Source organism: Flagellimonas sp. L-11, from assembly GCF_056857735.1.
This window is the reverse complement of record NZ_JBSXNR010000064.1, coordinates 1-24,517: the sequence shown is the minus strand read 5'-3', so window position 1 is coordinate 24,517 and position 24,517 is coordinate 1. Positions and strand designations below refer to the sequence as shown.

The 24,517-nt window shown below is 40.3% G+C and carries 27 protein-coding genes; 21 read left to right on the top strand and 6 right to left on the bottom strand.

Annotation, left to right across the window (positions count from 1 at the left end; all coding sequences use genetic code 11):
• Positions 1-167 precede the first annotated feature (167 nt).
• From hisG to AC13CC_RS11290, 13 genes are all read left to right on the top strand, one after another.
• Positions 168-1,025 (top strand): ATP phosphoribosyltransferase, encoded by an 858-nt coding sequence (hisG, locus tag AC13CC_RS11350; RefSeq protein ID WP_482877297.1) that lies wholly within the window; start codon positions 168-170, stop codon positions 1,023-1,025.
• Between the two features lie 61 nt (positions 1,026-1,086).
• The gene (gene hisD / locus AC13CC_RS11345) at positions 1,087-2,376 is read left to right on the top strand and encodes a histidinol dehydrogenase (RefSeq protein ID WP_482877296.1); all 1,290 of its coding nucleotides are present in this window, start codon (positions 1,087-1,089) and stop codon (positions 2,374-2,376) included.
• Positions 2,377-2,408: 32 nt separating this feature from the next.
• Positions 2,409-3,458 carry a histidinol-phosphate transaminase gene (gene hisC, locus AC13CC_RS11340; RefSeq protein ID WP_482877295.1) on the top strand — a complete coding sequence of 350 codons (1,050 nt, stop codon included), beginning with the start codon at positions 2,409-2,411 and terminating at the stop codon, positions 3,456-3,458.
• On the top strand, positions 3,458-4,594 hold the full coding sequence (hisB, locus tag AC13CC_RS11335) for a bifunctional histidinol-phosphatase/imidazoleglycerol-phosphate dehydratase HisB (protein WP_293163135.1): 1,137 nt from the start codon (positions 3,458-3,460) through the stop codon (positions 4,592-4,594). Before hisC ends, hisB begins: the two co-directional genes overlap by 1 nt.
• Positions 4,595-5,179, top strand: coding sequence for an imidazole glycerol phosphate synthase subunit HisH (gene hisH / locus AC13CC_RS11330; protein ID WP_482877293.1), 585 nt, complete (start codon positions 4,595-4,597; stop codon positions 5,177-5,179).
• Between the two features lie 14 nt (positions 5,180-5,193).
• Complete coding sequence (locus tag AC13CC_RS11325; RefSeq protein ID WP_482878270.1) at positions 5,194-5,598, top strand: GNAT family N-acetyltransferase; 405 nt, start codon at positions 5,194-5,196, stop codon at positions 5,596-5,598.
• Positions 5,599-5,601: 3 nt separating this feature from the next.
• A complete protein-coding gene (gene hisA / locus AC13CC_RS11320; protein ID WP_482877290.1) occupies positions 5,602-6,330 on the top strand; it encodes a 1-(5-phosphoribosyl)-5-[(5-phosphoribosylamino)methylideneamino]imidazole-4-carboxamide isomerase in 729 nt (242 codons plus the stop codon).
• On the top strand, positions 6,323-6,841 hold the full coding sequence (locus tag AC13CC_RS11315) for a DinB family protein (protein WP_482877288.1): 519 nt from the start codon (positions 6,323-6,325) through the stop codon (positions 6,839-6,841). Before hisA ends, AC13CC_RS11315 begins: the two co-directional genes overlap by 8 nt.
• 17 nt (positions 6,842-6,858) lie before the next feature.
• Positions 6,859-7,185 (top strand): DMT family transporter, encoded by a 327-nt coding sequence (locus AC13CC_RS11310; RefSeq protein ID WP_293163145.1) that lies wholly within the window; start codon positions 6,859-6,861, stop codon positions 7,183-7,185.
• Between the two features lie 38 nt (positions 7,186-7,223).
• Positions 7,224-7,979 carry an imidazole glycerol phosphate synthase subunit HisF gene (hisF, locus tag AC13CC_RS11305; RefSeq protein WP_482877287.1) on the top strand — a complete coding sequence of 252 codons (756 nt, stop codon included), beginning with the start codon at positions 7,224-7,226 and terminating at the stop codon, positions 7,977-7,979.
• A gap of 285 nt (positions 7,980-8,264) precedes the next feature.
• A complete protein-coding gene (gene hisIE, locus AC13CC_RS11300) occupies positions 8,265-8,861 on the top strand; it encodes a bifunctional phosphoribosyl-AMP cyclohydrolase/phosphoribosyl-ATP diphosphatase HisIE (RefSeq protein WP_482877285.1) in 597 nt (198 codons plus the stop codon).
• 63 nt (positions 8,862-8,924) lie between these two features.
• Positions 8,925-10,088, top strand: a complete 1,164-nt coding sequence (locus tag AC13CC_RS11295; RefSeq protein ID WP_482877283.1) for a vWA domain-containing protein — start codon at positions 8,925-8,927, stop codon at positions 10,086-10,088.
• Between the two features lie 8 nt (positions 10,089-10,096).
• Positions 10,097-11,566 (top strand): magnesium chelatase, encoded by a 1,470-nt coding sequence (locus tag AC13CC_RS11290; RefSeq protein ID WP_482877281.1) that lies wholly within the window; start codon positions 10,097-10,099, stop codon positions 11,564-11,566.
• On the opposite strand, the gene AC13CC_RS11285 is transcribed toward AC13CC_RS11290, so the two are convergent.
• From AC13CC_RS11285 to epsC, 3 genes are all read right to left on the bottom strand, one after another.
• A complete protein-coding gene (locus AC13CC_RS11285; RefSeq protein WP_482877280.1) occupies positions 11,567-12,049 on the bottom strand; it encodes a hypothetical protein in 483 nt (160 codons plus the stop codon).
• A 148-nt stretch (positions 12,050-12,197) separates the two neighbouring features.
• Entirely contained in the window at positions 12,198-13,082 is an 885-nt protein-coding gene (gene cysM / locus AC13CC_RS11280) for a cysteine synthase CysM (RefSeq protein WP_482877279.1), read from the bottom strand.
• Positions 13,075-13,866 carry a serine O-acetyltransferase EpsC gene (gene epsC / locus AC13CC_RS11275; protein WP_482877277.1) on the bottom strand — a complete coding sequence of 264 codons (792 nt, stop codon included), beginning with the start codon at positions 13,864-13,866 and terminating at the stop codon, positions 13,075-13,077. The genes cysM and epsC overlap by 8 nt, the downstream gene beginning before the upstream one ends.
• Before the next feature lie 91 nt (positions 13,867-13,957).
• On the opposite strand from epsC, the gene AC13CC_RS11270 reads away from it, so the two are divergent.
• A complete protein-coding gene (locus tag AC13CC_RS11270) occupies positions 13,958-14,638 on the top strand; it encodes a DUF2461 domain-containing protein (protein WP_482877276.1) in 681 nt (226 codons plus the stop codon).
• Here AC13CC_RS11270 and AC13CC_RS11265 read toward each other — a convergent pair.
• On the bottom strand, positions 14,627-15,040 hold the full coding sequence (locus AC13CC_RS11265; protein ID WP_482877275.1) for a glyoxalase: 414 nt from the start codon (positions 15,038-15,040) through the stop codon (positions 14,627-14,629). The genes AC13CC_RS11270 and AC13CC_RS11265 overlap by 12 nt on opposite strands.
• 336 nt (positions 15,041-15,376) lie before the next feature.
• Between AC13CC_RS11265 and AC13CC_RS11260 the strand changes: the two genes are divergently transcribed.
• The 3 genes from AC13CC_RS11260 (at position 15,377) to AC13CC_RS11250 (ending at position 17,090) form a co-directional block, all read left to right on the top strand.
• Positions 15,377-15,598 carry a hypothetical protein gene (locus AC13CC_RS11260; protein ID WP_482877273.1) on the top strand — a complete coding sequence of 74 codons (222 nt, stop codon included), beginning with the start codon at positions 15,377-15,379 and terminating at the stop codon, positions 15,596-15,598.
• 2 nt (positions 15,599-15,600) lie between these two features.
• Positions 15,601-16,500 (top strand): DUF72 domain-containing protein, encoded by a 900-nt coding sequence (locus AC13CC_RS11255; protein WP_482877271.1) that lies wholly within the window; start codon positions 15,601-15,603, stop codon positions 16,498-16,500.
• Between the two features lie 170 nt (positions 16,501-16,670).
• Positions 16,671-17,090: an acyl-CoA thioesterase gene (locus tag AC13CC_RS11250; RefSeq protein ID WP_482877270.1), complete on the top strand. Its 420-nt coding sequence runs from the start codon at positions 16,671-16,673 to the stop codon at positions 17,088-17,090.
• Here the strand turns inward: AC13CC_RS11250 and AC13CC_RS11245 are convergent.
• Positions 17,087-18,370, bottom strand: coding sequence for a dipeptidase (locus tag AC13CC_RS11245; RefSeq protein WP_482877268.1), 1,284 nt, complete (start codon positions 18,368-18,370; stop codon positions 17,087-17,089). The two genes, AC13CC_RS11250 and AC13CC_RS11245, sit on opposite strands and share 4 nt — an antisense overlap.
• A 127-nt stretch (positions 18,371-18,497) precedes the next feature.
• Here AC13CC_RS11245 and AC13CC_RS11240 point away from each other — a divergent pair, with 127 nt between their 5' ends.
• Positions 18,498-19,280 (top strand): hypothetical protein, encoded by a 783-nt coding sequence (locus AC13CC_RS11240; RefSeq protein WP_482877266.1) that lies wholly within the window; start codon positions 18,498-18,500, stop codon positions 19,278-19,280.
• Positions 19,281-19,292: 12 nt separating this feature from the next.
• On the top strand, positions 19,293-19,646 hold the full coding sequence (locus AC13CC_RS11235; protein ID WP_326277249.1) for a hypothetical protein: 354 nt from the start codon (positions 19,293-19,295) through the stop codon (positions 19,644-19,646).
• A gap of 398 nt (positions 19,647-20,044) precedes the next feature.
• Here AC13CC_RS11235 and AC13CC_RS11230 read toward each other — a convergent pair whose 3' ends face one another.
• Complete coding sequence (locus tag AC13CC_RS11230; protein ID WP_100818963.1) at positions 20,045-20,908, bottom strand: sigma-70 family RNA polymerase sigma factor; 864 nt, start codon at positions 20,906-20,908, stop codon at positions 20,045-20,047.
• A gap of 245 nt (positions 20,909-21,153) precedes the next feature.
• Between AC13CC_RS11230 and AC13CC_RS11225 the strand changes: the two genes are divergently transcribed.
• Both AC13CC_RS11225 and AC13CC_RS11220 read left to right on the top strand, forming a co-directional pair.
• Positions 21,154-22,665: a DEAD/DEAH box helicase gene (locus tag AC13CC_RS11225; RefSeq protein WP_482877264.1), complete on the top strand. Its 1,512-nt coding sequence runs from the start codon at positions 21,154-21,156 to the stop codon at positions 22,663-22,665.
• A 409-nt stretch (positions 22,666-23,074) separates the two neighbouring features.
• Positions 23,075-24,310 (top strand): glycosyltransferase, encoded by a 1,236-nt coding sequence (locus AC13CC_RS11220; RefSeq protein ID WP_482877262.1) that lies wholly within the window; start codon positions 23,075-23,077, stop codon positions 24,308-24,310.
• Positions 24,311-24,517 lie beyond the last annotated feature (207 nt).

Sequence of the window (24,517 nt, the reverse complement as noted above, 5' to 3'; positions counted from 1 at the left end):
CTTTTGGAGCATAATGAGAAACAAAAACACACATCATCATTTTTATACTTGCCCTCAAGCGAGATAGAAATGTATTGTTGTTTTTAAAATATATTCTAACCCGTTTGAGAAATCAAACGGGTTTATTTTTTGTACCCCTTTGGTTTTTCAGACAAAACGATTGAAAAATGACGAAAATTAGAATTGCTGTTCAAAAAAGTGGCCGTTTAAATGAGGATTCCCTCAAAATCTTAAAGGATTGTGGAATTTCCATCGACAACGGAAAAGACCAGTTAAAAGCCACCTCCCGAAATTTCCCCTTGGAAGTATTTTATTTACGCAACGGGGACATCCCCCAATATTTGAGGGATGGAGTAGTGGACATCGCCATCATAGGGGAAAACGTACTTATTGAAAAAGGAAAGGATATTTCCATTGCGGAACGACTGGGTTTTTCCAAATGTCGTGTATCTCTGGCAGTCCCAAAAAATGAGACCTACAATTCCATTACGGATTTTGAAGGTAAAAAAATAGCAACATCCTACCCGAATACGGTTAAGGATTACTTGGCATCTAAAGGAGTAACGGCCGATTTGCACATCATTAATGGCTCGGTGGAAATCGCACCCAACATAGGTTTGGCCTATGGAATTTGCGATATCGTTTCGAGCGGCAGCACCCTTTTTAAAAACAATTTAAAAGAGGTGGAAGTAATGCTTAAAAGTGAGGCTGTATTGGCAGTATCGCCCACCATTACGGAAGAGCGCAAAGAACTGTTGAAAAAAATCCAGTTCAGAATTAAATCGGTATTGCAAGCGCGCCAGAACAAATATGTGTTGATGAATGCACCGAATGATAAATTGGATGAAATTATTTCCATTCTCCCCGGAATGCGAAGTCCCACGGTTTTGCCCTTGGCCGAAGAGGGATGGAGCTCCGTGCACACCGTAATCAACCGGGAAACCTTTTGGGAAGTTATAGATGAACTGAAGGAAGTCGGAGCCGAAGGGATTTTGGTTTGTCCTATCGAAAAAATGGTATTGTAAACAATGACCGGTAAAGTTTTAATGAATCATTGTCCCCTTGAGGGGACCTTAGGGGTGTAAAATGAAGAAAATAGTCAACCTAAATAAAAGTGACTGGGACGAAATTTTAAAACGTCCCACCCAAACCGTTTCCGATATTGAAGCAATTGTCAACAGCATTTTCAAAGAGGTGAAATCTGATGGCGATACCGTTATCAAAAAGTATACAGACCGGTTTGACCAAGTCAAATTGGATACACTTTCGGTTTCTGCCTCAGAAATTGAAAGAGCTGATGATGCCGTTTCCGATGCCCTAAAACAAGCCATTAACCTGGCTAAGGTCAATATCGAAAAATTTCATGCTGCCCAAAAAACTTCCAAAGTTGAAGTAGAAACCATGCCCGGCGTACAATGCTGGCAAGAAAAACGCCCCATACAAAAAGTGGGGTTGTACATTCCCGGTGGAACAGCTCCCTTATTTTCAACCATTTTAATGTTGGCAATTCCCGCTAAACTGGCAGGATGTGAAGAAATTGTGCTCTGCACCCCGCCCGATAAAAAAGGTGAAATCAATCCAGCGATTTTATACACGGCCCAACTTTGTGGTGTAACACGGATTTTTAAAGTTGGCGGTATTCAAGCCATTGCTGGAATGACCTTTGGTACGGAGAGCATTCCAAAAGTGTACAAAATTTTTGGACCAGGAAATCAATATGTCACGGTAGCGAAACAATTGGCCATCAGGCACAATGTTGCCATCGATATGCCTGCGGGACCAAGTGAGCTTTTGGTGGTTGCGGATGATTCAGCAAACGCAGCTTTTGTAGCTTCGGATTTGTTAAGCCAAGCCGAACACGGGGTGGATAGTCAGGTAATTTTGGTATCTACTTCAGAAAAATTGATTGAGGCGGTTGAAGAGGAAATCGAAAGTCAGTTACAGCAATTGCCTAGAGCGGAAATAGCTCGCAAATCAATTGGCAACAGCAAATTGATTTTGGTGAAGAATGACCAAGAAGCTATGGATTTGATCAACGAATATGGACCGGAACACTTTATTGTTTGTATGGAGAATGAGACTTTTTATCTGGAAAACATCCAGAATGCAGGCTCCGTTTTTATTGGCAATTATACGCCCGAGAGTGCAGGTGACTACGCTTCGGGCACCAATCATACGTTACCAACAAACGGTTATGCCAAGCAATACAGTGGCGTAAATCTGGATAGCTTTATGAAGAGTATGACTTTTCAAAAAATATCCGAAAAGGGAATCCAAGGCATCGGAAGTGCCATAGAGCTTATGGCGGATGCCGAGGGATTACAGGCGCACAAAAATGCGGTAACCTTAAGATTAAAAAGTTTGAATAAAGATTAATGTCAGGTCGAGCGCAGTCGAGACCAAATGCTATGCAAAAAACATTTGACATAAATAATATAGTTCGGGAATCAGTTCGCAAGTTGCAACCCTATTCCTCCGCACGTGACGAATATGTATCCGATGGCTCGGAAATGATATTTCTGGATGCCAACGAAAACCCTTTTGACAATGGAGTAAACCGCTACCCAGACCCGTATCAACGAAGTTTAAAATCACTTTTGGCCGAACAAAAAGGGGTATCGGAAAGCCAAATTTTACTTGGAAACGGAAGTGACGAAGTTTTAGATTTGATTTACAGGGCTTTTTGTGAACCTAATCAGGATAATATCATCACATTACCGCCCACTTACGGAATGTACAAGGTGTTGGCGGGGATTAATTCCGTGGAGAACAAAGAAGTTTTGTTGACTACTGATTTTCAGCCGAATGTTAATGAAATTATAGAGGCAGTCGACACAAACACCAAGCTTCTCTTTATTTGTTCACCCAACAATCCTACCGGAAATTCTTTTAAAAAAGAAGGAATTGAAAAGTTATTGGAAGCATTCAATGGATTAGTGGTAATCGACGAAGCATATATTGATTTTTCAAAAGATGAAAGTTGGTTGTCACAACTTAAAACATATCCCAACTTGATTGTGACCCAAACGCTATCCAAAGCCTATGGATTGGCAGGTATCCGATTGGGGATATGCTATGCATCGGAAGAAATAATAGGTATTTTGAACAAAATCAAACCTCCCTACAATGTCAATCAATTGACCCAGCAACGAGCATTACAGCGTGTATTGAATCAAGATTTGGTCGATCAAGAGGTACAGCAGATTCTTGATGAAAGAGATGAATTGATCAAAGCATTGAACAGTATGAAATTTGTAGAACAACTATATCCATCCGACGCTAATTTTGTGTTGGCCAAAGTTGATAATGCCGATAAGCGTTATCAACAATTATTGGAAAAACATGTGGTAGTGCGCAATAGGAGTACGCAGCCATTGTGCGAAAACACCTTACGGTTTACCGTGGGTACACCAGAGGAAAACAAAAAATTGATAGCCATTTTAAAAGAGTTAAGGTAATGGGCAAAAAAGTATTGTTTATTGATCGAGATGGAACCATCATCAAAGAACCAGCTGATGAACAGATTGATGCTTTTGAGAAGTTGTTTTTTTACCCCAAAGCATTTACTTATTTGGCGAAAATCGCCAAAGAACTGGACTACGAACTGGTAATGATTACCAATCAAGATGGACTGGGAACAGATGTTTTTCCAGAAGAGACCTTTTGGCCCGTGCAAAATTTTATTTTAAAAACCTTTGAAAATGAAGGAGTGGTTTTTGAAGCAGTCCATATCGATCGAACCTTTGCAAAGGACAATGCCCCGACACGCAAACCGGGCACAGGAATGTTGACCACGTATTTTTCCGAAGCATATGATCTCGAGAATTCGTTCGTGATAGGTGACCGTTTAACCGATGTGGAACTTGCGAAAAACCTTGGTGCCAAAGGAATTTTTATCAATGATGAAACCCATTTGGGAACAGATGAAATTACCGTAAAACGTGAAGAACTGGACGATTACATCGCTCTGGAAAGCAATGATTGGGAAAAAATCTATGAGTTTCTCAAATTGGAAAACAGGATTGCGGAAATATCCCGAAAAACCAATGAAACCGACATTAAAATCAAGATAAACCTTGATGGAAACGGAAAGAGTGACATTAATACAGGTTTGGCTTTTTTCGACCACATGTTGGACCAATTGGCGCGTCACGGTCAAATGGATTTGGAAATAAAAGTAGATGGCGATTTGGAAGTAGATGAACACCACACCATCGAAGATACCGCTATCGCACTGGGAGAGTTGTTTTCCAAGGCATTGGGCAACAAACTGGGAATTGAACGCTATGGTTTTGCTTTGCCCATGGATGATTGTCTGGCACAGGTTGCCATAGATTTTGGGGGGCGGAACTGGCTGGTCTGGGACACCGAATTTAAACGTGAAAAAGTAGGGGATATGCCCACGGAAATGTTTATGCACTTTTTTAAATCGTTCACCGATGGCGCCAAGGCCAATTTGAACATTAAAGCCGAAGGCACCAACGAACACCATAAAATCGAGGCGATTTTCAAGGCTTTTGCCAAGTCCATTAAAATGGCGGTAAAGCGAGATGCAGAGAAAATGGTTTTGCCATCAACCAAAGGAATGTTGTAGATGAAACTAGTCATAATTGATTACGGAGCAGGAAATATCCAGAGCATCATGTTTGCTATTAAACACCTTGGTTATGAGGCTGTTTTAAGCCATGATGCAGAAGAAATCCAAAATGCGGATAAGGTGATATTCCCTGGTGTTGGAGAAGCGAGTTCGGCCATGGCAAAGTTGAAAGCGACTGGGTTGGACAAGGTGATTCCTACATTAAAACAACCCGTTCTGGGGATTTGTTTGGGCATGCAGCTGATGTGCCATTCATCCGAAGAAGGAAATACCGAAGGTTTGGGAATCTTTGATTTGGATGTGATCAAATTTTCCAGAAATGTTAAAGTCCCACAAATTGGGTGGAACCAAATTTCAGGTTTAAAAAGTAAGCTATTTACTAATATTCCAGAGAAATCATACATTTATTTGGTACATAGTTTTTATGCCCCAATCGGGAAAGAAACCATTGCAACTTCGGAATATGAACTAACTTACAGTGCCGCTTTGCAAAAGGATAATTTCTACGGAGTGCAATTTCACCCGGAAAAGAGCAGTGATGTGGGCAGTGAAATCCTGAAAAACTTTTTAACACTAACCTGATTATGGAATTCCAAATGTCAACAGACAAGGATAGGTTGGATATCCAAAAGGTGCATAAAGAAGTCGCATTGTCCTATTGGGGAAAGGGCAGGAGTATAGAAGAAACAATAATGACGATTGAAAAAAGTATCTGCTTTGGCATGTACGATGAAAAAGGGGAACAAATGGCTTATGCCCGAATAATGACCGACGGATTGGTTTTTGCCTACATTATGGATGTCGTCGTCTTTGACCCGTATAAAGGCAAAGGACTCGGAAAAAAGCTGATTAAGCATATTTTGGACCGACCAGATGTTAGTAAAGTCAATACTGTGGCACTCAAAACCATCGACGCACATCACTTTTATGAAAATTTAGGCTTTAAAAGGATAGGGGATTCGGAAATGTGGATGTCAATAGACCGAGTAAAATACGATTAGAAAATGAGATTGATTCCAGCAATAGACATCATTGAAGGGAAATGTGTACGCCTTTCCAAAGGAGATTACAAAACCAAAAAGGTGTATAACGAAAGTCCGTTAGAGATGGCCAAGGCCTTTGAGGCCCATGGTATCCAATATTTACATTTGGTGGATTTGGATGGTGCAAAATCCAAGCATATCGTTAACCATAAAGTTTTGGAGACCATCGCATCAAAAACCAACTTACAAATAGATTTTGGGGGAGGATTAAAAACTGACAAAGATTTACGCATTGCTTTTGAAAGTGGTGCCCATCAAATTACTGGCGGAAGTATTGCCGTAAAAGACCAAGAAACTTTTTTAAGTTGGTTGCAAAATTTTGGTGCAAATAAAATCATTTTAGGCGCTGATGCAAATAACGAAAAAATTGCAGTTTCAGGTTGGCAAGAAGAATCTGAACAAGAATTGTTACCTTTTATTCAGTTTTACCAAAAAGCAGGTATTGTGTACGTAATCTGCACGGATATTAGCAAAGATGGTATGTTGCAAGGCCCTGCTTTTGAACTCTATAAAAAGATATTGGACAATACTTCCAATATTAAATTAATCGCTAGTGGAGGTATTTCTTCATTTGATGAGTTGCCAAAACTTGCTGAAATTGGTTGTGATGGCACCATTATAGGAAAGGCCATTTATGAAAACAGAATCAGTTTAAAACAATTGGAACATTACATTCTCCAAAATGGATAAGGAAAAACAACTCCAAGAAGAATTGGTTTGGAATGCGGGGTATCGCATGAACGAAAGTCTTCGCATGATCAAAATCTGCTTAGAGCAATTGTCGGAAGATGAAATCTGGCAAAAACCCAACGAGTCTAGCAATAGTATTGGGAACCTCATACTTCATCTCTGCGGAAACATTACCCAATACGGTATTGCTTCCATTCAAAATTTGGAGGATACCCGCCAACGTCATCAAGAATTCTCAACAGTATCGGGATACACGAAAGCAGAGTTGGTCAAAAAACTTGAGGATACCATATCCGATGCAAAAAGGGCATTTTACGATGCTCCGCTCAACGAACTTTTACGTAAAAGAAACGTACAGGGCTTTAATTTTTCTGGTGTGGGCAACATTATTCATGTAACGGAGCATTTGTCTTATCACACAGGGCAAATAGCACTTTGGACAAAGATTTTGCAGAATAAAGATTTGGGGTTTTATGGAGACGTAGACCTGAATATAAAGAATGAAAGCTAGAGTTGGATATTTAGCCGATGAACTGGATACTATTGATAATTGCCGGATTCTTTGAAGTAGCCTTTGCAGCTTGTCTGGGAAAGGCCAAAGAAACGACCGGGACCGAAACCACTTATTGGTATATAGGATTTGCAGTTTGCCTGGCAATTAGTATGCTTTTGCTCGTAAAAGCCACACAAGAATTGCCAATAGGCACGGCTTATGCGGTTTGGACCGGAATTGGTGCAGTAGGAACGGTTTTAATAGGAATTTTTGTCTTTAAAGAACCGGCAACATTTTGGAGACTATTTTTTATTACCACATTAATTGCTTCAATTATCGGTTTGAAAGTAGTCTCACATTAAAAATAAACGTAAAATTCAGTAAGACGAAAGAAAAATAAATGCTTACAAAAAGAATAATTCCCTGTCTCGATATTAAAAACGGGAGAACCGTAAAAGGCATCAACTTTGTGGACCTACGTGATGCGGGAGACCCCGTGGAACTGGCGTCCATTTATGCCAAAGAAGGCGCTGATGAATTGGTTTTTTTGGATATTTCCGCCACCGAAGAGAAGCGAAAGACCTTGGCCGAACTGGTTTATCATGTGGCTGAGACCATCAATATACCTTTTACCGTGGGGGGTGGGATTTCTTCCGTGGAAGATGTGGATATTTTGCTGAAAAATGGCGCAGATAAGGTTTCTATCAACTCATCAGCGGTAAAACGGCCCGAATTGATCAACGAATTGGTGGCCAAATTCGGCTCGCAATGTATCGTTGTGGCTATTGATGGCAAACTAATCAACGGACAATGGAAAGTCCATTTGGTAGGAGGAAAGGTCCCCACAGAAATTGACCTATTTGAATGGGCCAAAGAAGTGGAAGAACGGGGAGCGGGAGAAATTCTGTTCACTTCCATGGACCATGATGGTACCAAAAACGGTTTTGCCAATGAGGCATTGGCCAAATTATCCGAATTGGTCAATATTCCTGTGATTGCATCAGGTGGAGCGGGTACCATTTCACACTTTACCGATACATTTAAGAATGGAAAAGCAGATGCCGCTTTGGCTGCCAGTGTTTTTCATTTTAAGGAAATTGAAATCAATAAACTGAAAAAAGAATTAAGGGAAAAAGGAATTCCTGTGAGAGTATAAAATCCACATCTCGACGCTCCTTCCACTACGCTCAGGAAGACAGCTCGATGTGACAAGCACAAAAAACATAAACTAAACACAATGAATTGAATCCATGGGTTTTGAAAAGCAATGGAATTGCAAATTGTTATTAAGTTATTCAGTTACTTAGACAGTATACTTTAATAACTCAATAATCCATAACCCAATAACTCTTATGATGATATTTGTAAAAACCGAAAGTCTTGCACTAAAGTGCATACCTACCTGCCGGCAAGGCAGGGTTTCAACTAACGATTGTGACCAATGAAAATAGACTTCAATAAAAATCCGGACGGACTAGTTCCAGCAATTATTCAAGATGCAACCACCAAAAACGTGTTGATGTTGGGCTATATGAACCAAGAGGCGTTTGAAAAAACCAAGCAGACACAAAAAGTCACATTTTTTAGCCGTTCCAAGCAACGATTATGGACCAAAGGCGAAGAAAGCGGCAACTTTTTGAATCTTGTGGGCATCCAAGTGGATTGCGACAACGACACCTTACTGGTAAAGGTAAATCCTGTTGGTCCTACATGTCATAAAGGAACCGACACCTGCTGGGCCGAAGAAAATGTTCAAGATTATGGCTTTTTGTCCACTCTGGAAGGTGTAATAGAATCCAGGAAAAACGACCAAGAGAATCCAGATAGCTACGTGACATCATTGTTTCGAAAGGGCATCAACAAAATAGCACAAAAAGTAGGGGAGGAAGCTGTGGAAACTGTAATCGAGGCCAAAGATGACAACGAGGAACTTTTCCTGAACGAGAGTGCCGATTTACTGTTTCACTACCTTATTTTGTTGCAGGCCAAAGGCTACACTCTGGATGATATTGCCCAAGTATTGGAAAAACGGCATTAAACAAATCCGTTAAGTTTTTTCTAAAGCCCTAGTCGTTACAGCGAAATGCCGTAAATTTATGTAATGGCTATGAACACAAGAAAAGGTTTTCGTTTTACCAATTACGAGGCTCCGGACCAAACCCCGTTCGAAAAACTCTTTGAGATTTTTCAGGAACTCGTTACCCATACCTCAGGTGATGTGGAGGAGGCTTTGGATTGGCTCCGTGAGCTCGACAAGGAATACAAGCTTACCGACGACAACTACACGATTGATGATTTTATAGAAGACCTTAAGGCCAAGGGGTACATCCGTGAGGAATTCGATATGGATGGGCCACAAGGCGACGAAGGTGAAGAGGGCGACGAAAGTGGTGGCGGGGGAAACCTCTCCATCACAGCTAAGCTGGAACGAATGCTTCGTCAAAGAGCCTTGGACCAAATTTTTGGCAAAATCAAACGAAGTGGCTCGGGAAACCATAAAACAGGCAAGTCAGGAAAAGGCGACGAACATACGGGTGAGTTTCGTGAATACCGTTTTGGGGACTCATTGGAACACATTAGCATGACGGAAAGTCTTAAAAATGCCCAAGTTAATCATGGGTTGGACAATTTTTCCTTGAGTGAAGAGGATTTGGTGGTAGAAGATACACAGCACAAAGCCCAAATGAGCACTGTACTTATGATTGACATCAGCCACAGCATGATTCTTTATGGTGAAGACCGCATTACTCCGGCAAAAAAAGTAGCGATGGCACTCGCAGAACTGATTACGACCCGTTATCCCAAGGACACGCTGGAAATTTTGGTTTTCGGAAACGATGCCTGGCCCATTCCCATCAAAGATTTGCCTTATTTACGAGTGGGGCCCTATCACACGAATACGGTTGCAGGGCTCCAATTAGCGATGGACATGCTCCGCAGAAAACGAAACACCAATAAACAGATTTTTATGATAACCGACGGGAAACCATCGTGCTTGCGACTTCCGAACGGAGATTACTACAAGAATAGCGTAGGATTGGATGAATACATCGTGGAAAAATGCTACGCCATGGCCCAACAGGCTAGAAAACTTCATATCCCCATCACCACTTTTATGATTGCCGAAGACCCTTACCTGATGCAGTTTGTGCGTGAATTCACCAAGGCGAACAAAGGAAAAGCCTTTTACACAGGCCTTAAAGGTTTGGGCGAAATGATTTTTGAAGATTACGAACAAAATAGAAAAAGAAGAATTAAAGGATAACACAATATATGAATTTGGACCATACCAACATTAAAACACTGGGTGAACTTAAATCAGCTGGTTATAAAAGCAAAAGCATTAAAGACGAACTCCGGGAAAACCTTTTGGAAAAAATATCCAAAGGAGAGCAAGTGTTCGAAGGTGTCTGGGGCTACGAAAATTCGGTGATTCCAGAGCTGGAGAGAGCCATTCTTTCCCGTCACAATATTAATTTATTGGGCTTGCGCGGACAGGCAAAGACCCGGTTGGCCCGTTTGATGGTACAGTTGTTGGACGAATGGATGCCCATTGTGCAAGGTTCCGAAATCCACGATGACCCATTGGAACCCATTTCTCGATACGCCACCGAGCTAATCAAAGAAAAAGGAGATGATACCCCTGTAAGTTGGGTACACCGAAGCGAGCGTTTCTATGAAAAGTTAGCCACACCCGATGTTACCGTAGCGGATTTGATTGGTGATGTGGACCCCATAAAAGCAGCCAACCTTAAATTATCCTATGCGGATGATCGTGTGATACATTTTGGAATGATACCCAGGGCCAACCGTTGTATTTTTGTAATCAATGAGCTTCCTGACCTGCAAGCTAGAATTCAAGTCGCTTTATTTAATATTTTGCAGGAAGGGGACATACAAATCCGAGGATTTAAACTTCGATTGCACCTAGATATTCAATTTGTGTTTACCGCCAACCCTGAAGACTACACCAACAGAGGAAGCATTGTAACTCCATTAAAGGATAGAATCGGTTCTCAAATTTTGACCCATTATCCTGAAAATATTGAGATTGCAAAGAAAATCACCAAGCAAGAAGCGCAACTAGACAAACGTCAATCTGATTTTGTGTATGTACCTGAAATCGCAATGGATTTATTGGAACAAATCAGTTTTGAAGCCAGAAAAAGTGAGTATGTTGATGCCAAAAGTGGGGTAAGTGCACGTATGAGCATCACCGCATTTGAAAATTTGTTGAGTACCGCAGAACGGCGCGCCATTATTGCTGGTGATAAGAAAACGACAGCCCGTTTAAGTGATTTCATGGGCGTGGTACCATCCATCACTGGAAAAATAGAATTGGTGTACGAAGGAGAGCAAGAGGGAGCGGGTTCCGTGGCGGAAAACTTAATTGAGGATGCAGCAAAGTCATTGTTCCCGAATTACTTCCCTAAAATTGATAAGCTTCAGCGTAAAGAGGAGGAAAACGAATACGATGAATTGGTCAGTTGGTTCTTTGATGGCGAGGGTTTCGACCTTTTGGATGATGAAAAAGAAGAAGATTACAAATCTAAATTGGATTCCATTGGTCCTTTGAACAATCTTTTAAAGGAATATCAACCCGATGCACCCAAAGAAGATTCTTATTTTTTGAAAGAACTGCTGCTCTGGGGATTGGTTGCCTATAAAAAATTGAGCAAGCATCGTTTTCAGCAAGGATATCAGTTTAAAGATTTGTATGGAAGTTACATTCGAGGACTGTAACTATTGCCAAATATTTAGATTGTCGTTATAATTTTCAAAATTGTAAACTCCCACATAGTGCTTTCTCAACCAAAATGAGTAAAGCGTTAAAATCGGCAGAATACTATTAAGCAATACAGAAAGAATTGCCATGGGTTTAAATGTGGCGGGTATTACATGTTCACCATACGTTTTGATGGAATTCAGAACCGTAATACTGTCATATACCTTAAAGACATACACAATCATGATGGCATAGAGCACATACTCTATATTTCGCATTTTCGGGTCTGGCAGCTCATGCTCGGTAATTTTAAACCAAATAACGTACAGGTAAAGAAAATGTACAGACGTGAGTATGGGAAAAATATAGTTGTCTGCTTTTAAAAAGTAGAATTGATTGGTATAAACACCATAAAAACTCAATACAATCAAGGTGAATAGCACAACCGTACTAGCCAGTATATTTCTTTTCCAGGTAATGATTTTTGACAGGGTATTCATATCAATCACAAGATTTTGGGACTTTATCTAACATAAAGAACAGGCTTTTTGGGATATTATTTTAAAGAAATCGACAACCCGTAAATAATGTTGGATAATGCGAAAAATCCGACATAAAAGCCATAAAAACCTATATAAATACCCTTACCTAATCAAATAAATCAGAGGACAAATAACGATCGCCACGGTCACAAACAATAGAAACGATAACCCCGCTTTCCAAAGTTTCTGCAAGACGTAATGCCACTGTAGCGGCTCCACCACTGCTCATTCCTGCAAAAATGCCTTCTTCTTTTGCCAGCTTTTTAGCCATTTCGGTGGCATCCTGTTCACTGACCTCCATTACCGTATCAACCTTTTTAGGGTTAAAAATCTTCGGAAGGTATTCTTGCGGCCACTTGCGTATGCCGGGAATTTTGGAATCATCGGTAGGTTGCACGCCCACAATTTGGATGTCGGGATTCTGCTCCTTTAAATAAGTGGAGGTTCCCATAATGGTTCCGGTAGTTCCCATGCTGGACACAAAATGTGTGATTTCTCCATTGGTATCCCTCCAAATCTCAGGGCCTGTTGTTTTGTAGTGCGCCTTCCAGTTGTCATCATTGGAAAACTGGTTCAACATTTGAAAACCTTCATCCTTTACTTTAGCCTCTGCATAATCCCGAGCACCTTCTATGCCCACATCGGCAGGGGTCAGCGTCACTTTTGCCCCATAGGCACGCATGGTTTGCACACGCTCTTTTGTTGAATTCTCGGGCATGACCAATTCAATATCAAGGCCAAAAAGACCTGCTATCATGGCCAATCCAATGCCCGTATTTCCACTTGTGGCCTCAATGAGCTTGGTACTTTTGGTAAAATCTCCACGTTCCAGACCGCTTTTGATCATATTCAATGCGGGTCTGTCCTTTACACTTCCTCCAGGGTTGTTCCCTTCAAGCTTGAACAGGATTTTTACATTAGGATTTGTATTCAAAACTTTGGATTCCACCAAAGGGGTGTTTCCGATAAGGTCTAGTATGCTGTTAGACATTTGGGGTTGTCTTTATTTTAATTTCTGGTTTATGATAAACGGTTGAATTCGCAGGAACGGACGACGTAATCCAAGCATTACCACCGATGACAGAGTTGGCGCCAACAACGGTTTCGCCTCCTAAAATAGTTGCATTGGCATAGATGGTCACATTGTTTTCAATGGTGGGGTGTCGTTTTGTTTTTTCTAAATTTTTGGCAACGTAAAGCGCCCCAAGCGTAACTCCTTGGTATATTTTTACATTGTCGTGGATTACTGCAGTTTCGCCAATTACGACTCCCGTGGCGTGATCTATAAAAAAAGATTTTCCGATCTTAGCTCCCGGATTAATGTCCACTCCAGTTTGTCGGTGCGCATATTCGGTCATCATTCTGGGGATTAACGGAACTCCTTCTTCATACAGTTCGTGCGCCAATCTGTAAATGGCAATGGCATAAAAACCCGGGTAGGCCATATAAATTTCCTGAATGGAAAGTGAGGCAGGGTCGCAATTCAATATGGCCTCAGCATCCAAATTCAAATTTTCTAAAATTTGCGGCAAATGGGAAATGTAATTATTCCAAAGCTCTTCACTTGGTTTCTCCAAATCCCAACAGGCCATATCCATTAATTGGTTGAATTTTTTCTCTAACAACTCCAGATTAACGGCCACAGGGGTATTGGCATCAAATAAAGTAAAAAAAAGCGTGTCGGTAAAATCCTCGGTTTCTTGCTTTAATCTATAGTCCAGATATGGCAATTTTTTATGCCTATTGAGTTCAGCTATTATTTTTTCTTTATCCATACTGCTCATTATTGTCTTAAAATTAGACAAATCCTTACCATACCCATGATAAAAAGTTAACTTTAGTTTAAAAATAACATATTATCGGTATATGACATCCAAGATTACGGTATCCAATGAGGTTTTTGATTTTTTGACGGAACTTAAAAAGAACAATAATAGAGATTGGTTCGAAGCCAATAAGCCCACTTTTAAAAAGCATCAATCCACGGTTAAGTTATTTTTTGAAGTGGTGAAGGAAAACTTGAACCACCATGATGAAATTGAAAAGATGAAATTGTTCCGTATTTATAGGGATGTTCGTTTTTCCAAGGACAAAACACCTTATAAAAGTCATTTTGCCGGTTCATTTTCTCGATTGGGCGCCCATTTACGTGGAGGCTATTACCTTCATTTAAAACCAGAGGAGTCGTTTTTGGCAACAGGATTTTGGGCTCCGAACAAGGAGGACCTCTTCCGAATTAGAAAGGAACTGGAGACGGATGCCTCCGAATTCAGGGAAGTCATCAATAAAAAAGAATTGAAAACAATTTGGGGCGAACTAACTGGTGATGAAGTAAAAACTGCTCCTAAAGGTTTTGACAAAGAACACCCTGATATTGACTTGATCAGAAAGAAACAGTTTGTATTTGTACGTAAACTTTCAGATAAAGAAGTACTTTCCCCATTATTTATTGACGAAGTGGACAAGTCGTACAGGGCTATTCGGCCTTATTTTGACCTAATGAGCGATATACTCACCACCAACTTAAATGGAGAATCAATTTTGTAATAAAGCTTCTTCCTCCAAAAGTTGAATATGGTCCTTTAATCGTTCCACCACCATGTTCATCATTCTTTTGTTCAATGCAGAAGAATTCGTAATGTAATCCCGATATTCATCCACGGTGAACTGTCCAATAATCATTCCCTTAAGGGAATTCCTGAATTTGATGTCCTTTTGGATAGCCCGCTCAATGTAGTGGAACTTTTTTTCCAAGGAAAGTTCGTAGAAAACACCCTTATGTTTGTTCGCATAGTTCTTGAAAGCCTCTACCAACAAATAGTTTTGAAGTTTGATCACGGGTCTCAGAGTCTTGTTCTGAAAATGTTCATCGAAACCCATTTGGCTGTTAAAATGTGACTCTGGAATGGTTGGACGAATGTCCAATCGACGGTCGGATTGTGAATCCATGGTTGTGATTTTTAATAAAATTACAGAATGATCAACCGCACACTTTTAAATATCGCAATAGTTGTCAACGATGTTATGAACAACTTAAAAATAAGGGCAAATTAGAATAGTTTAGAAATCCAATAAATGATTAGGCATAGCACACAGATGGAGAATTCGAGCATCAACCAATATCTAAATAGCTTGGAGAATTTAATAGATCTGTTGAAGAGTAACATGAACTAAATATAGCAAAAATATTGTTCATACCCTCTAAAAAACAGAGGTGTCATATTACGGTGTTAACATTAGCAATCTAAAAGATTCATTATCTTCGTTTTTTACAAAATATTGGTTATGAATATTCAAGCGGAAAAAATAGAACTGGTAAAAATGTTGTTGAACACTAATGACCCCAAGATTATTCAATCAATCAAACGAATTTTCAAAAAGGAAGGTTCAACTGATTTTTGGAATGAATTGACTACCGAGCAACAAGCTGAAATAAATCAAGGAGTTTCTGAAATTGAAAATGGAGATGTTGTAGACTTCGACTCATTTATGGCAAAGCATAGATAAGAATGAAATTCGGCAAAGTAGACCATCCAGAACATATAGATTTTACCATCCCACCAGACCACCCCGATACTCCCGTGGTGCTATCCAATAACAAAACGGGAGCGGAAACCAAGATTTACGTGGGCTGTGCCAAGTGGAACAGGCAAGATCTAAAGAATTTCTACCCGAGAGGAACAAAAGACGAATTGGAATATTATGCTTCGCAATTCAACAGTATTGAGCTAAATGCTACGTTCTACCGTATTTTTCCTGCAGAACAATATGAAAAATGGCGGGACAAAACACCTGAAGGTTTTAAGTTTTTTCCAAAAATGACCAATGAAGTGAGTCATCTTCGCCGTTTGAACGATAAAGCGCTTCAATCTGCAGACCGCTATTTGGAAGTGACCGCTTTGTTAGGAGAAAAATTGGGCACCATCTTTTTGCAAATGCACAACAATTTTGGACCCAAAAACTGGGATAGGGTAGTACGCTTTGTGGAATATTGGCCCAAAGAGTTTCCATTGGCCATGGAATTCAGACATACAGATTGGTTCAACGATGAAAAAGTGGCGCAGGAACTCTATCATTTATTGGAAGAGAACAACATTGCCAATATTTTGGTGGATACTGCAGGTAGGCGAGATCTTATGCACATGCGCCTGACCAATAACGAAGCTTTTGTTCGCTATGTGGGAGCCAATCACAAATCGGATTATCTCCATTTGGACGATTGGATCGAGCGTTTGTCCACTTGGAAGTCCTTGGGATTGGAGAACATCCATTTTTTTGTACACCAAAACCTTGAACTGGAATCCCCATTATTATCGGCGTACTTTATAGAGCAATTAAATGCTGCAATGGGCTGCGATTTGCATATTCCCAAGACAACTTTGCCCCCACAAAAGGATTTGTTCAGTTAAAACACCTCTAATTGATCAAGTTCAAAATCTTGGGCAATCAAAATTAATTACTCCATATTTGGTGACCAGCAAATATTTCAAATTCGTAATTCGCATAAATTAAAGCGATTAACAAGAAAATCTTCAAAGGATTGGGCTAACTTTGTAAGAGAATTCTAAACATTTCAACTATGCGATTCCATACTAGAAAATGGGTAAAGCCAGAGGACCTGAACGCCAATGGTACGCTCTTTGGAGGTAAAGTCCTTGCTTGGATTGATGAAGAAGCTGCATTGTACAGTATTATTCAACTCGAAAGCAGAAAAATCGTAACCAAATACATGTCCGAAATCAATTTTATGAGTACTGCCAAAGAAGGCGATATCATAGAAATTGGTATTGAGGTCATAAAATTCGGGGTCACCTCAATTTCCTTAAACTGCGAAGTTAGAAATAAGATGACCCACGAAAGTATTGTTACGGTGGACAATATTATTATGGTCAATCTAGATGAGCATGGTAATCCCAAGGCCCACGGGAAAACGAAAATAGAATACGTTAAAGACCGTTTGGCCAAAAAGGAAAAAGAAGAGGAGAAGTCCGCTTCTTAATTCAAGGCTTTGGCCACGGCCTGAACCTCGTCCAACACCCTTAACAGGTTACCGCCCCACAATTTGGCTATTTCTTCTTCGGTATAGCCTCGTTTTACCAGTTCCAAGGTTACGTTGAAGGTCTCAGAAGCATCTGACCAGCCTTCTATGCCGCCACCTCCATCAAAATCGGAGCTGATGCCTACGTGGTCAATTCCGATTAAATCCACCATATAGTCAATGTGGTCCACAAAGTCGGATACATTTACCGCAGGCGGTACATTAGGGTCGGTTTCGGCCAACTCTTCACCAATGCCCATCACCTTTCGGTAGTTGGCAAAGAATTCCTCACGCTGCTCATCGGTCAAAGAAGAGAACTGGGAACGCTCATACCAAGCCACATCCAATGAATCGGCTACTTTTTTATAGACTTCGGTCATATAGGCAGAACGGGCTTCGTGCTTTTCGGTGTTTAAATAAGAACTAAAGGCAACGGTTTGCACCACGCCTCCGTTTTCTTTCATCAATAGCAATTGTTCATCATCCAAATTACGGCTGTGGTCGCAAAGTGCCCTGACCGAAGAGTGCGAAGCAATAATGGGAGTTTTGGTCAACTCGATAATTTGTTTCATGGCTTCTTTGGATGGGTGCGAAACATCGATCATCATTCCTACACGGTTCATTTCGGCAACAGCTTCTTTACCCAGGTCACTTAAGCCATTATGCAGCCAAACACTGTCTTTTTCGCCTGTATTGGAATCACTGAATTGGCTATGGCCATTGTGCGATAGGGACATATATCGAGCTCCTCTTTTTTGATATTCTTCAATTTTGGAAAGATCTTCACCGATCGGATACGCATTTTCCACACCGATCATGGCCACTTTTTTGCCTGACGCCACAATTCTTCTCACGTCATCGGAAGTCAATGCCAATTCAATCTGGTCTGGTGCAATCTCCTCACAAAGCCTGTGGATGGCCTCAAATTTTGAAATGGCATTTTCGGAAGCCTTGGCATAACCTTCGGCGGTTAATGTGTCCTGACCTGTATAAACAATAAGCCAAGCTACATCCAATCCACCTTCCTCCATTTTCGGAATATTGATTTGGGTTTCCAGTCGTTGGGTGTAATTGATGCTGTCCGTAAAATTCTGCACGTTGATATCGTCGTGGGTATCAATCGTAATTACGGAATCGTGGATTCTTTGGGCTTTTTCTTCCAAGGCTTCTGAGTTTTCAGGTTTTTTTTCTCCGCAAGAAATCAATAGGGAAAGGCTAAAGAATAGATGAAAATATTTCATGGTTGGTTTTTTTACACATACAAATAACGCAATTTGACAACAAAATCCGAATGCTACGGAACAATAAATTGTAATCCCTTAGTATAATCAACATTTTTAGTTAGTGATAATTGATTAAAGCAAAGAATTGGGAACACGCGAATTGTTGACATATCTGGAAAAACTGGAAATAGGATTAAGTTCATTTTCTTATGAGGAATTGGGCGTTGTGGAGGCAGGAGAGCTTAAAAAATCTTTTGAAGTTTTTAAGATGGGACTGGAGAACAAGGTTTTTGGTGTCTCAGAAATGAGACAACTTGAAAATATATACCAAAAAATAGGTATACAAAGCCTGGACAACAAACAATTAACCGAATCCGATAACACCAAGTTTTTAGCTCTTATCAGAGCAATGGAAGATACCCCTCTATCCAATGAACAAAGTGCTATTATGACGGAACTTAAAAAACTGGTGCAGAATCCGCAGGGTGACAAAACCCAACATTCTGATAAAAATACCGACAGTATGTCTACCGATTTTAAATTTATAGAAAAAAGCTTGCAAGCTGGTTTAGTTGGACAAAAGATTGACCTTAAACCTGTTTTGGAAGATTGCATGGGGCAGATGGACCTATTGGAAGAATTGGTCCGTATGTTCAAACAGAACGTTTGGGAATTTATAGGTAGTGCCAAGGTTAATCTAATGAGTGAAAACTTTGCTGAACTGGAGCTTGCGTGCCAAAAAATAATGCCATCGTTGCGCATGATGAAAACCTTGGGCCTTTTGGAAGTGACCCAACAAGTTTCCAGACTCTGCAAAACAGACAAGGACGTAAAACACCTTACTTTTTTATATGACCAATTTCTTCAAGAATATCCGCGTGTACAAGAGCAGATAGATTTTGAAATGGAAATGTTCCGAACAATGTAAAATACCTACAACATGCTGAACAACGAACTTCCCGCGTATCTACAAAGTATATTTTATCCCTTGTTTCAACATACCAAGGATGTTGATTGCCAATTAATGTTATTGGATGAAATGTTAGAAGTAGGGGATAGGAAAGAAATTCCTTTTCTTTCTGAGTTGGAATCCCATGAAAATCCAAAAATCAGTAATAAAGCATTTCAAATCAAAAATGAATTACAATCCAAATTGGGTGTAATGTCCGATACCGAACGACGAAGGTTGCCAATGAACCTGTGTTTTATTTATGATGAATTCAACATAAGGCCAAGCAAAGTGGACAAAGACCTTGATTTTGAGGTAGAACTGGATATTTTAAACACAAAGTAAGGGTTTTACCACATTTTATAAGAACAATATAATCTTTAAAATAAAATTACGTTATACCTAAAACCCCGAACAAAAACCGAAGATTACCATGTTATACGATACCTACGGCGAAGAATACTTGGCATTTTTACAGGAACTGAACGAAATTTTGGCAGTAAACGAACTTGCCGAACTTGATTACCTATAGTTGACAAACAACCCAAAATTTGTTACCATGAAAAACCATAACAAAGAAAACACGGCCTACTTAAATTTTATTCAAGATTTGAAAGACATGCTCACCGACTTTGACATTAGTCTTTTGAGCAAATCGTGATGTTTTTTAAGTGAATATCATGGAAAAGGGGATGTTGAATTGATTACAACATCCCCTTTTTTATTTATAACCATTTAGCATCTTATCCCAAATAAGATTTTAATATCTTACTTTTTGAGGTATGCCTTAATTTTCTGATTGCTTTTTCACGGATTTGACGCACACGCTCTCTGGTCAGATCAAATGTGCTGCCAATTTCTTCCAAGGTCATAGAGGGTTGATCACCAATTCCATAATACAGTCTTACCACATCGGCCTCTCTTGGAGATAGTGTATCCAATGCCCTGTTTATTTCGGTGTTCAAAGACTGGTGCATCAAACCTTTGTCCGGTTTTGGGGAATCTCCAGCGTTTAGCACATCATACAAATTGGATGTTTCTCCCTCTTTTAAAGGAGCATCCATAGATACGTGCCTGCCAGTATTCTTCAAAGATTGTTTTACTTCGGAAACCGTCATGTCCAATTCCTTGGCAATTTCTTCGGGAGACGGTGGACGCTCGTGCGCTTGTTCCAAGTAAGAGAATGTTTTTTTTATCTTGTTTATGGACCCGATTTTGTTCAAAGGCAATCGAACCACACGGGATTGTTCTGCCAAGGCTTGCAGAATGGATTGGCGAATCCACCAAACCGCGTAGGAAATAAATTTAAATCCTCGGGTTTCATCAAATCGTTTGGCAGCTTTTACCAAGCCAACGTTCCCCTCGTTGATCAAATCGGGCAATTTTAAGCCCTGATTTTGGTATTGTTTTGCCACAGAGACCACAAACCTTAGGTTAGCGTTCGTTAGTTTTTCCAAGGCAGCTTGGTCTCCGGCCCTAATCTTCTGTGCTAGCTCAACTTCCTCCTGCGCGGTGATCAGATCAATTTTACTAATGTCCTGCAAGTATTTGTCAAGTGATTTGGATTCCCGGTTGGTGACCTGTTTAATGATTTTTAGCTGCCTCATTCTTATATCTGGTTTAACAAGTGTTATAAGCTATCATAATACATTATAATCTCCATTTTTCCAAGTCCAAAATGTTATTGTTATCAAAATGTTATAAGCACAGACATCAATCACTGAAAAAAAAGGATTCAACAAGGGTTGTTGATACTATTTTAATATAAAAGCCTCCGAGTATTGGTCTCAAGCGCAAAAAACCTCTAATTTTGTAGGGTTTTTTATTTAAGAACCCTTAACGCAATTTCCCTTTGGAGGTAAACAAAGAAATCAAGAAGAAAACATTATACGATTATCAGGAAGAAGACCTGAACAAAATCTTCAAACACTTGGAAAAACTCCCTAAGGGCACCAATATTTTGTACCAATTGCCCACAGGAGGTGGTAAAACCGTGGTTTTTTCCGAGATAACCCGAAGGTTTATTGAGCAGACAGGTAAAAAGGTGATGGTGCTTACCCACCGTATTGAGCTCAGTAAACAAACATCCAAAATGCTCCACGGGTTCGGTGTGGCCAATAAGGTAATTAACAGCGAGGTCAAGGAACTTTACGACCAGGACAACTATATGTGCTTTGTGGCCATGGTGGAAACACTGAACAATAGGTTACAGGAAGAAAAAGTAAAAATCAACAATATTGGTCTGGTCATTATAGATGAGGCCCACTACAATTCCTTTAGGAAACTTTTTAAATATTTTGAGGATTCCACAATTTTGGGCGTAACGGCAACACCGTTGAGTTCCAACATTAAACTTCCCATGAAGGACAATTATAAGCATTTGATCATTGGGGAGTCCATAAAATCGTTGATAAACAAACAGTTCTTGGCCAAGGCCAACCTTTATAATTACGATGTTAGCCTACGAACCTTAAAACTTGGCATCAATGGAGATTATACCGTAAAGTCTTCCGATGAGTTTTACAGTGCTCACAGTATGTTGGGCAAATTGCTCACCGCTTACGAAGAGATTGCCAAGGGCACAAAAACACTGATTTTCAATAACGGTATCAATACCTCTTTGTATGTGTACGAGACCTTTAAAAAGGCCGGTTACAACGTTAGGCACTTGGACAACAAGAATACAGCTACCGAACGAAAAGAAATTCTGGATTGGTTTGCCAAAACACCAGACGCCATTTTAACCTCGGTAAGTATTTTAACCACAGGTTTTGATGAGCCTACCGTGGAAAGTATTATCCTAAATAGGGCTACACGTTCGCTTACTTTATATTTTCAGATGATAGGAAGGGGCTCCAGGGTGCTGCCTAACAAAGATGAGTTCAACGTTATTGATATGGGTAACAACATTGCCCGTTTTGGTCCTTGGGATGCACCGGTAGATTGGCAGGAAATATTCCACTTTCCAGACTTTTATCTGGAAAACATTAAAAATGATGAGGAAATCGAGCGTGATTTTGTGTACGAGATGCCCGATGAGCTCCGTGCCAAATTCAGTAAGTCCGACAACATTACGTTTGATGTAAAGGCGGAGTACAAAAAAATATTCGCACAAGGTAAAAAATCCAAGGTTGTACTGGAAAAAAGTATAGAACAACACGCCCAAATATGTGTGGAAAATAGCGAAGATGTATTCGATGCCCGTATTTTGGCCAAGGAACTCAAAGATGAGATTTCCTATCGCGTAAAACAGTATTCGTATTGCATTATGAACAACACCAAAAACTACAAGGAGTGGTTGGAAGAAGATTATGAACGAAAGCTCCGCTCCAGTATCTCCAAAATGTTTGCAGCGCGGATGTAGTTGGTTATTGAGTTTGGAGGTTGATGCTCGGTGCTCGATGTTAGGTGTTCTGTTATTTGGTTATTGAGGTTTCGGTTTTCTGTTCCCTGACTCTTGTCTATTTTTCTGTGGTCTAGTTTCAGGCTTATTTATTTGGAACTTGTCTGCCAGAAAGAAGAGCGTCCTGTATCTTGGTCCCTAAATCCTTATTCTTGTACTTGACACTTGTTGACTACCAACTGCCCACTGCTTACTGCGTTCTTGAACTTGAGTTTGATGCTTGAACTTGACACTTGGATTTGATCCTTGTCACATCGAGCGCAGTCGAGATGTCTTTTGATTATTGTATGTACACTTACTACTTTTACCTATAATCCATAATCTTTTACCTATAATCCATAATCTTTTACCCAACTACCCTTAACCCAACATGCAAAAAAAACTCCTCGTAATCGGTTATGTATGGCCCGAGCCCAACACCACGGCTGCCGGCAGCCGAATGCAACAATTGCTGGGAACCTTTATAACCTTTGGTTATAAAATCACGTTTGCCAGTACCGCCAGTAAAACCGAGTATAGTTTAGACTTGCAACAAATGGGGATTCGGGAGGTTCCCATACAGCTTAACCATTCCAGTTTTGATGAATTTGTAAAAAAACTATCTCCCGATATAGTGTTGTTTGATCGTTTTATGATGGAAGAACAATTTGGATGGCGCGTAGCGGATTTTACCCCGAATGCCATCCGCATACTGAATACCGAAGATCTACACTCGCTGCGAAAGGCTAGGGAAGAGGCCCATAAAAAGAAGGAATCCTTTACGCTACAACATTGGAAAAACCACCCGATGACTTTACGGGAAGTGGCCAGTATTTATCGTTGTGATCTTAGTTTGATGATTTCCAGCCACGAAATGGAAATTTTACAACAGGAACTAAAGATTCCTGCTGAATTGTTGTTCCATTTACCTTTTATGGTTGATGTTTCAGAGATATCCAAAGATAAATTGGCCCCGTTTGATGCTCGAAAAGGCTTTGTAAGCATAGGCAACGGAAAACATGCACCCAATGTGGATGCCGTTCACATCTTGAAGCAAGAGATTTGGCCCAGGATACGCAAACAACTACCGGAAGCCGAAATGCACATCTATGGAGCATACTTACCCCAACAATTAAACGAAATGCACAACCCCAAAACCCGTTTTTATGTACACGGATGGGCAGAAGACGTAGATGCAGTACTCCAAAATGCCCGAGTACTACTGGCACCGCTTCAATTTGGTGCGGGAATCAAAGGAAAATTATTGGATGCCATGAAAACGGGCACCCCAAACGTGACCACATCCGTTGGCGCGGAGGGTATGCACGGCGACCTGCCTTGGAACGGTACAATTACTAATGATTGGGACAGGTTTGCCCAAGCCGCAGTGGATTTGCACCAAAACCCGACCGCTTGGGAAAACGCCCAACGGCGAGGAAGTGAATTGCTTCAAACTTTTTATGACAAAGAAAGCATGCAAACCCGATTAAAAGAACGGTTACAACAACTAAGCAAAGCTTTGCAAACCCATCGTACACAAAATTTTATAGGGAAATTACTACAGCATCAAACCATGGCCAGCACCAAGTATATGGCAAAATGGATTGAAGCAAAGCAGAAGGAGTAGTTCGATATGGCTTTAAAAAGTTGTATGGACATGCCATTAACCTATCAGCCAGGGAGCAGCTACAACAGGCACGTTCAGAAGTAGTGTAATTATTTGATTATCAGATAATTAATTCGTATATTTAGGTATAACAAAACCCCGAAAATGAGTCTCTAGCTCGAAAAACGGGGTTTTTTTAATCTTCAAGTATGCACAAATTACGAAGAA

What these genes read in the sequence shown, in the direction of transcription:
- hisG (WP_482877297.1), top strand. Translation starts at nt 168, where the DNA reads ATGACGAAAATTAGAATTGCTGTTCAAAAAAGTGGCCGTTTAAATGAG.
- hisD (WP_482877296.1), top strand. Translation starts at nt 1,087, where the DNA reads ATGAAGAAAATAGTCAACCTAAATAAAAGTGACTGGGACGAAATTTTA.
- hisC (WP_482877295.1), top strand. Translation starts at nt 2,409, where the DNA reads ATGCAAAAAACATTTGACATAAATAATATAGTTCGGGAATCAGTTCGC.
- hisB (WP_293163135.1), top strand. Translation starts at nt 3,458, where the DNA reads ATGGGCAAAAAAGTATTGTTTATTGATCGAGATGGAACCATCATCAAA.
- hisH (WP_482877293.1), top strand. Translation starts at nt 4,595, where the DNA reads ATGAAACTAGTCATAATTGATTACGGAGCAGGAAATATCCAGAGCATC.
- AC13CC_RS11325 (WP_482878270.1), top strand. Translation starts at nt 5,194, where the DNA reads ATGTCAACAGACAAGGATAGGTTGGATATCCAAAAGGTGCATAAAGAA.
- hisA (WP_482877290.1), top strand. Translation starts at nt 5,602, where the DNA reads ATGAGATTGATTCCAGCAATAGACATCATTGAAGGGAAATGTGTACGC.
- AC13CC_RS11315 (WP_482877288.1), top strand. Translation starts at nt 6,323, where the DNA reads ATGGATAAGGAAAAACAACTCCAAGAAGAATTGGTTTGGAATGCGGGG.
- AC13CC_RS11310 (WP_293163145.1), top strand. Translation starts at nt 6,859, where the DNA reads ATGAACTGGATACTATTGATAATTGCCGGATTCTTTGAAGTAGCCTTT.
- hisF (WP_482877287.1), top strand. Translation starts at nt 7,224, where the DNA reads ATGCTTACAAAAAGAATAATTCCCTGTCTCGATATTAAAAACGGGAGA.
- hisIE (WP_482877285.1), top strand. Translation starts at nt 8,265, where the DNA reads ATGAAAATAGACTTCAATAAAAATCCGGACGGACTAGTTCCAGCAATT.
- AC13CC_RS11295 (WP_482877283.1), top strand. Translation starts at nt 8,925, where the DNA reads ATGGCTATGAACACAAGAAAAGGTTTTCGTTTTACCAATTACGAGGCT.
- AC13CC_RS11290 (WP_482877281.1), top strand. Translation starts at nt 10,097, where the DNA reads ATGAATTTGGACCATACCAACATTAAAACACTGGGTGAACTTAAATCA.
- AC13CC_RS11285 (WP_482877280.1), bottom strand. Translation starts at nt 12,049, where the DNA reads ATGAATACCCTGTCAAAAATCATTACCTGGAAAAGAAATATACTGGCT.
- cysM (WP_482877279.1), bottom strand. Translation starts at nt 13,082, where the DNA reads ATGTCTAACAGCATACTAGACCTTATCGGAAACACCCCTTTGGTGGAA.
- epsC (WP_482877277.1), bottom strand. Translation starts at nt 13,866, where the DNA reads ATGGATAAAGAAAAAATAATAGCTGAACTCAATAGGCATAAAAAATTG.
- AC13CC_RS11270 (WP_482877276.1), top strand. Translation starts at nt 13,958, where the DNA reads ATGACATCCAAGATTACGGTATCCAATGAGGTTTTTGATTTTTTGACG.
- AC13CC_RS11265 (WP_482877275.1), bottom strand. Translation starts at nt 15,040, where the DNA reads ATGGATTCACAATCCGACCGTCGATTGGACATTCGTCCAACCATTCCA.
- AC13CC_RS11260 (WP_482877273.1), top strand. Translation starts at nt 15,377, where the DNA reads ATGAATATTCAAGCGGAAAAAATAGAACTGGTAAAAATGTTGTTGAAC.
- AC13CC_RS11255 (WP_482877271.1), top strand. Translation starts at nt 15,601, where the DNA reads ATGAAATTCGGCAAAGTAGACCATCCAGAACATATAGATTTTACCATC.
- AC13CC_RS11250 (WP_482877270.1), top strand. Translation starts at nt 16,671, where the DNA reads ATGCGATTCCATACTAGAAAATGGGTAAAGCCAGAGGACCTGAACGCC.
- AC13CC_RS11245 (WP_482877268.1), bottom strand. Translation starts at nt 18,370, where the DNA reads ATGAAATATTTTCATCTATTCTTTAGCCTTTCCCTATTGATTTCTTGC.
- AC13CC_RS11235 (WP_326277249.1), top strand. Translation starts at nt 19,293, where the DNA reads ATGCTGAACAACGAACTTCCCGCGTATCTACAAAGTATATTTTATCCC.
- AC13CC_RS11230 (WP_100818963.1), bottom strand. Translation starts at nt 20,908, where the DNA reads ATGAGGCAGCTAAAAATCATTAAACAGGTCACCAACCGGGAATCCAAA.
- AC13CC_RS11220 (WP_482877262.1), top strand. Translation starts at nt 23,075, where the DNA reads ATGCAAAAAAAACTCCTCGTAATCGGTTATGTATGGCCCGAGCCCAAC.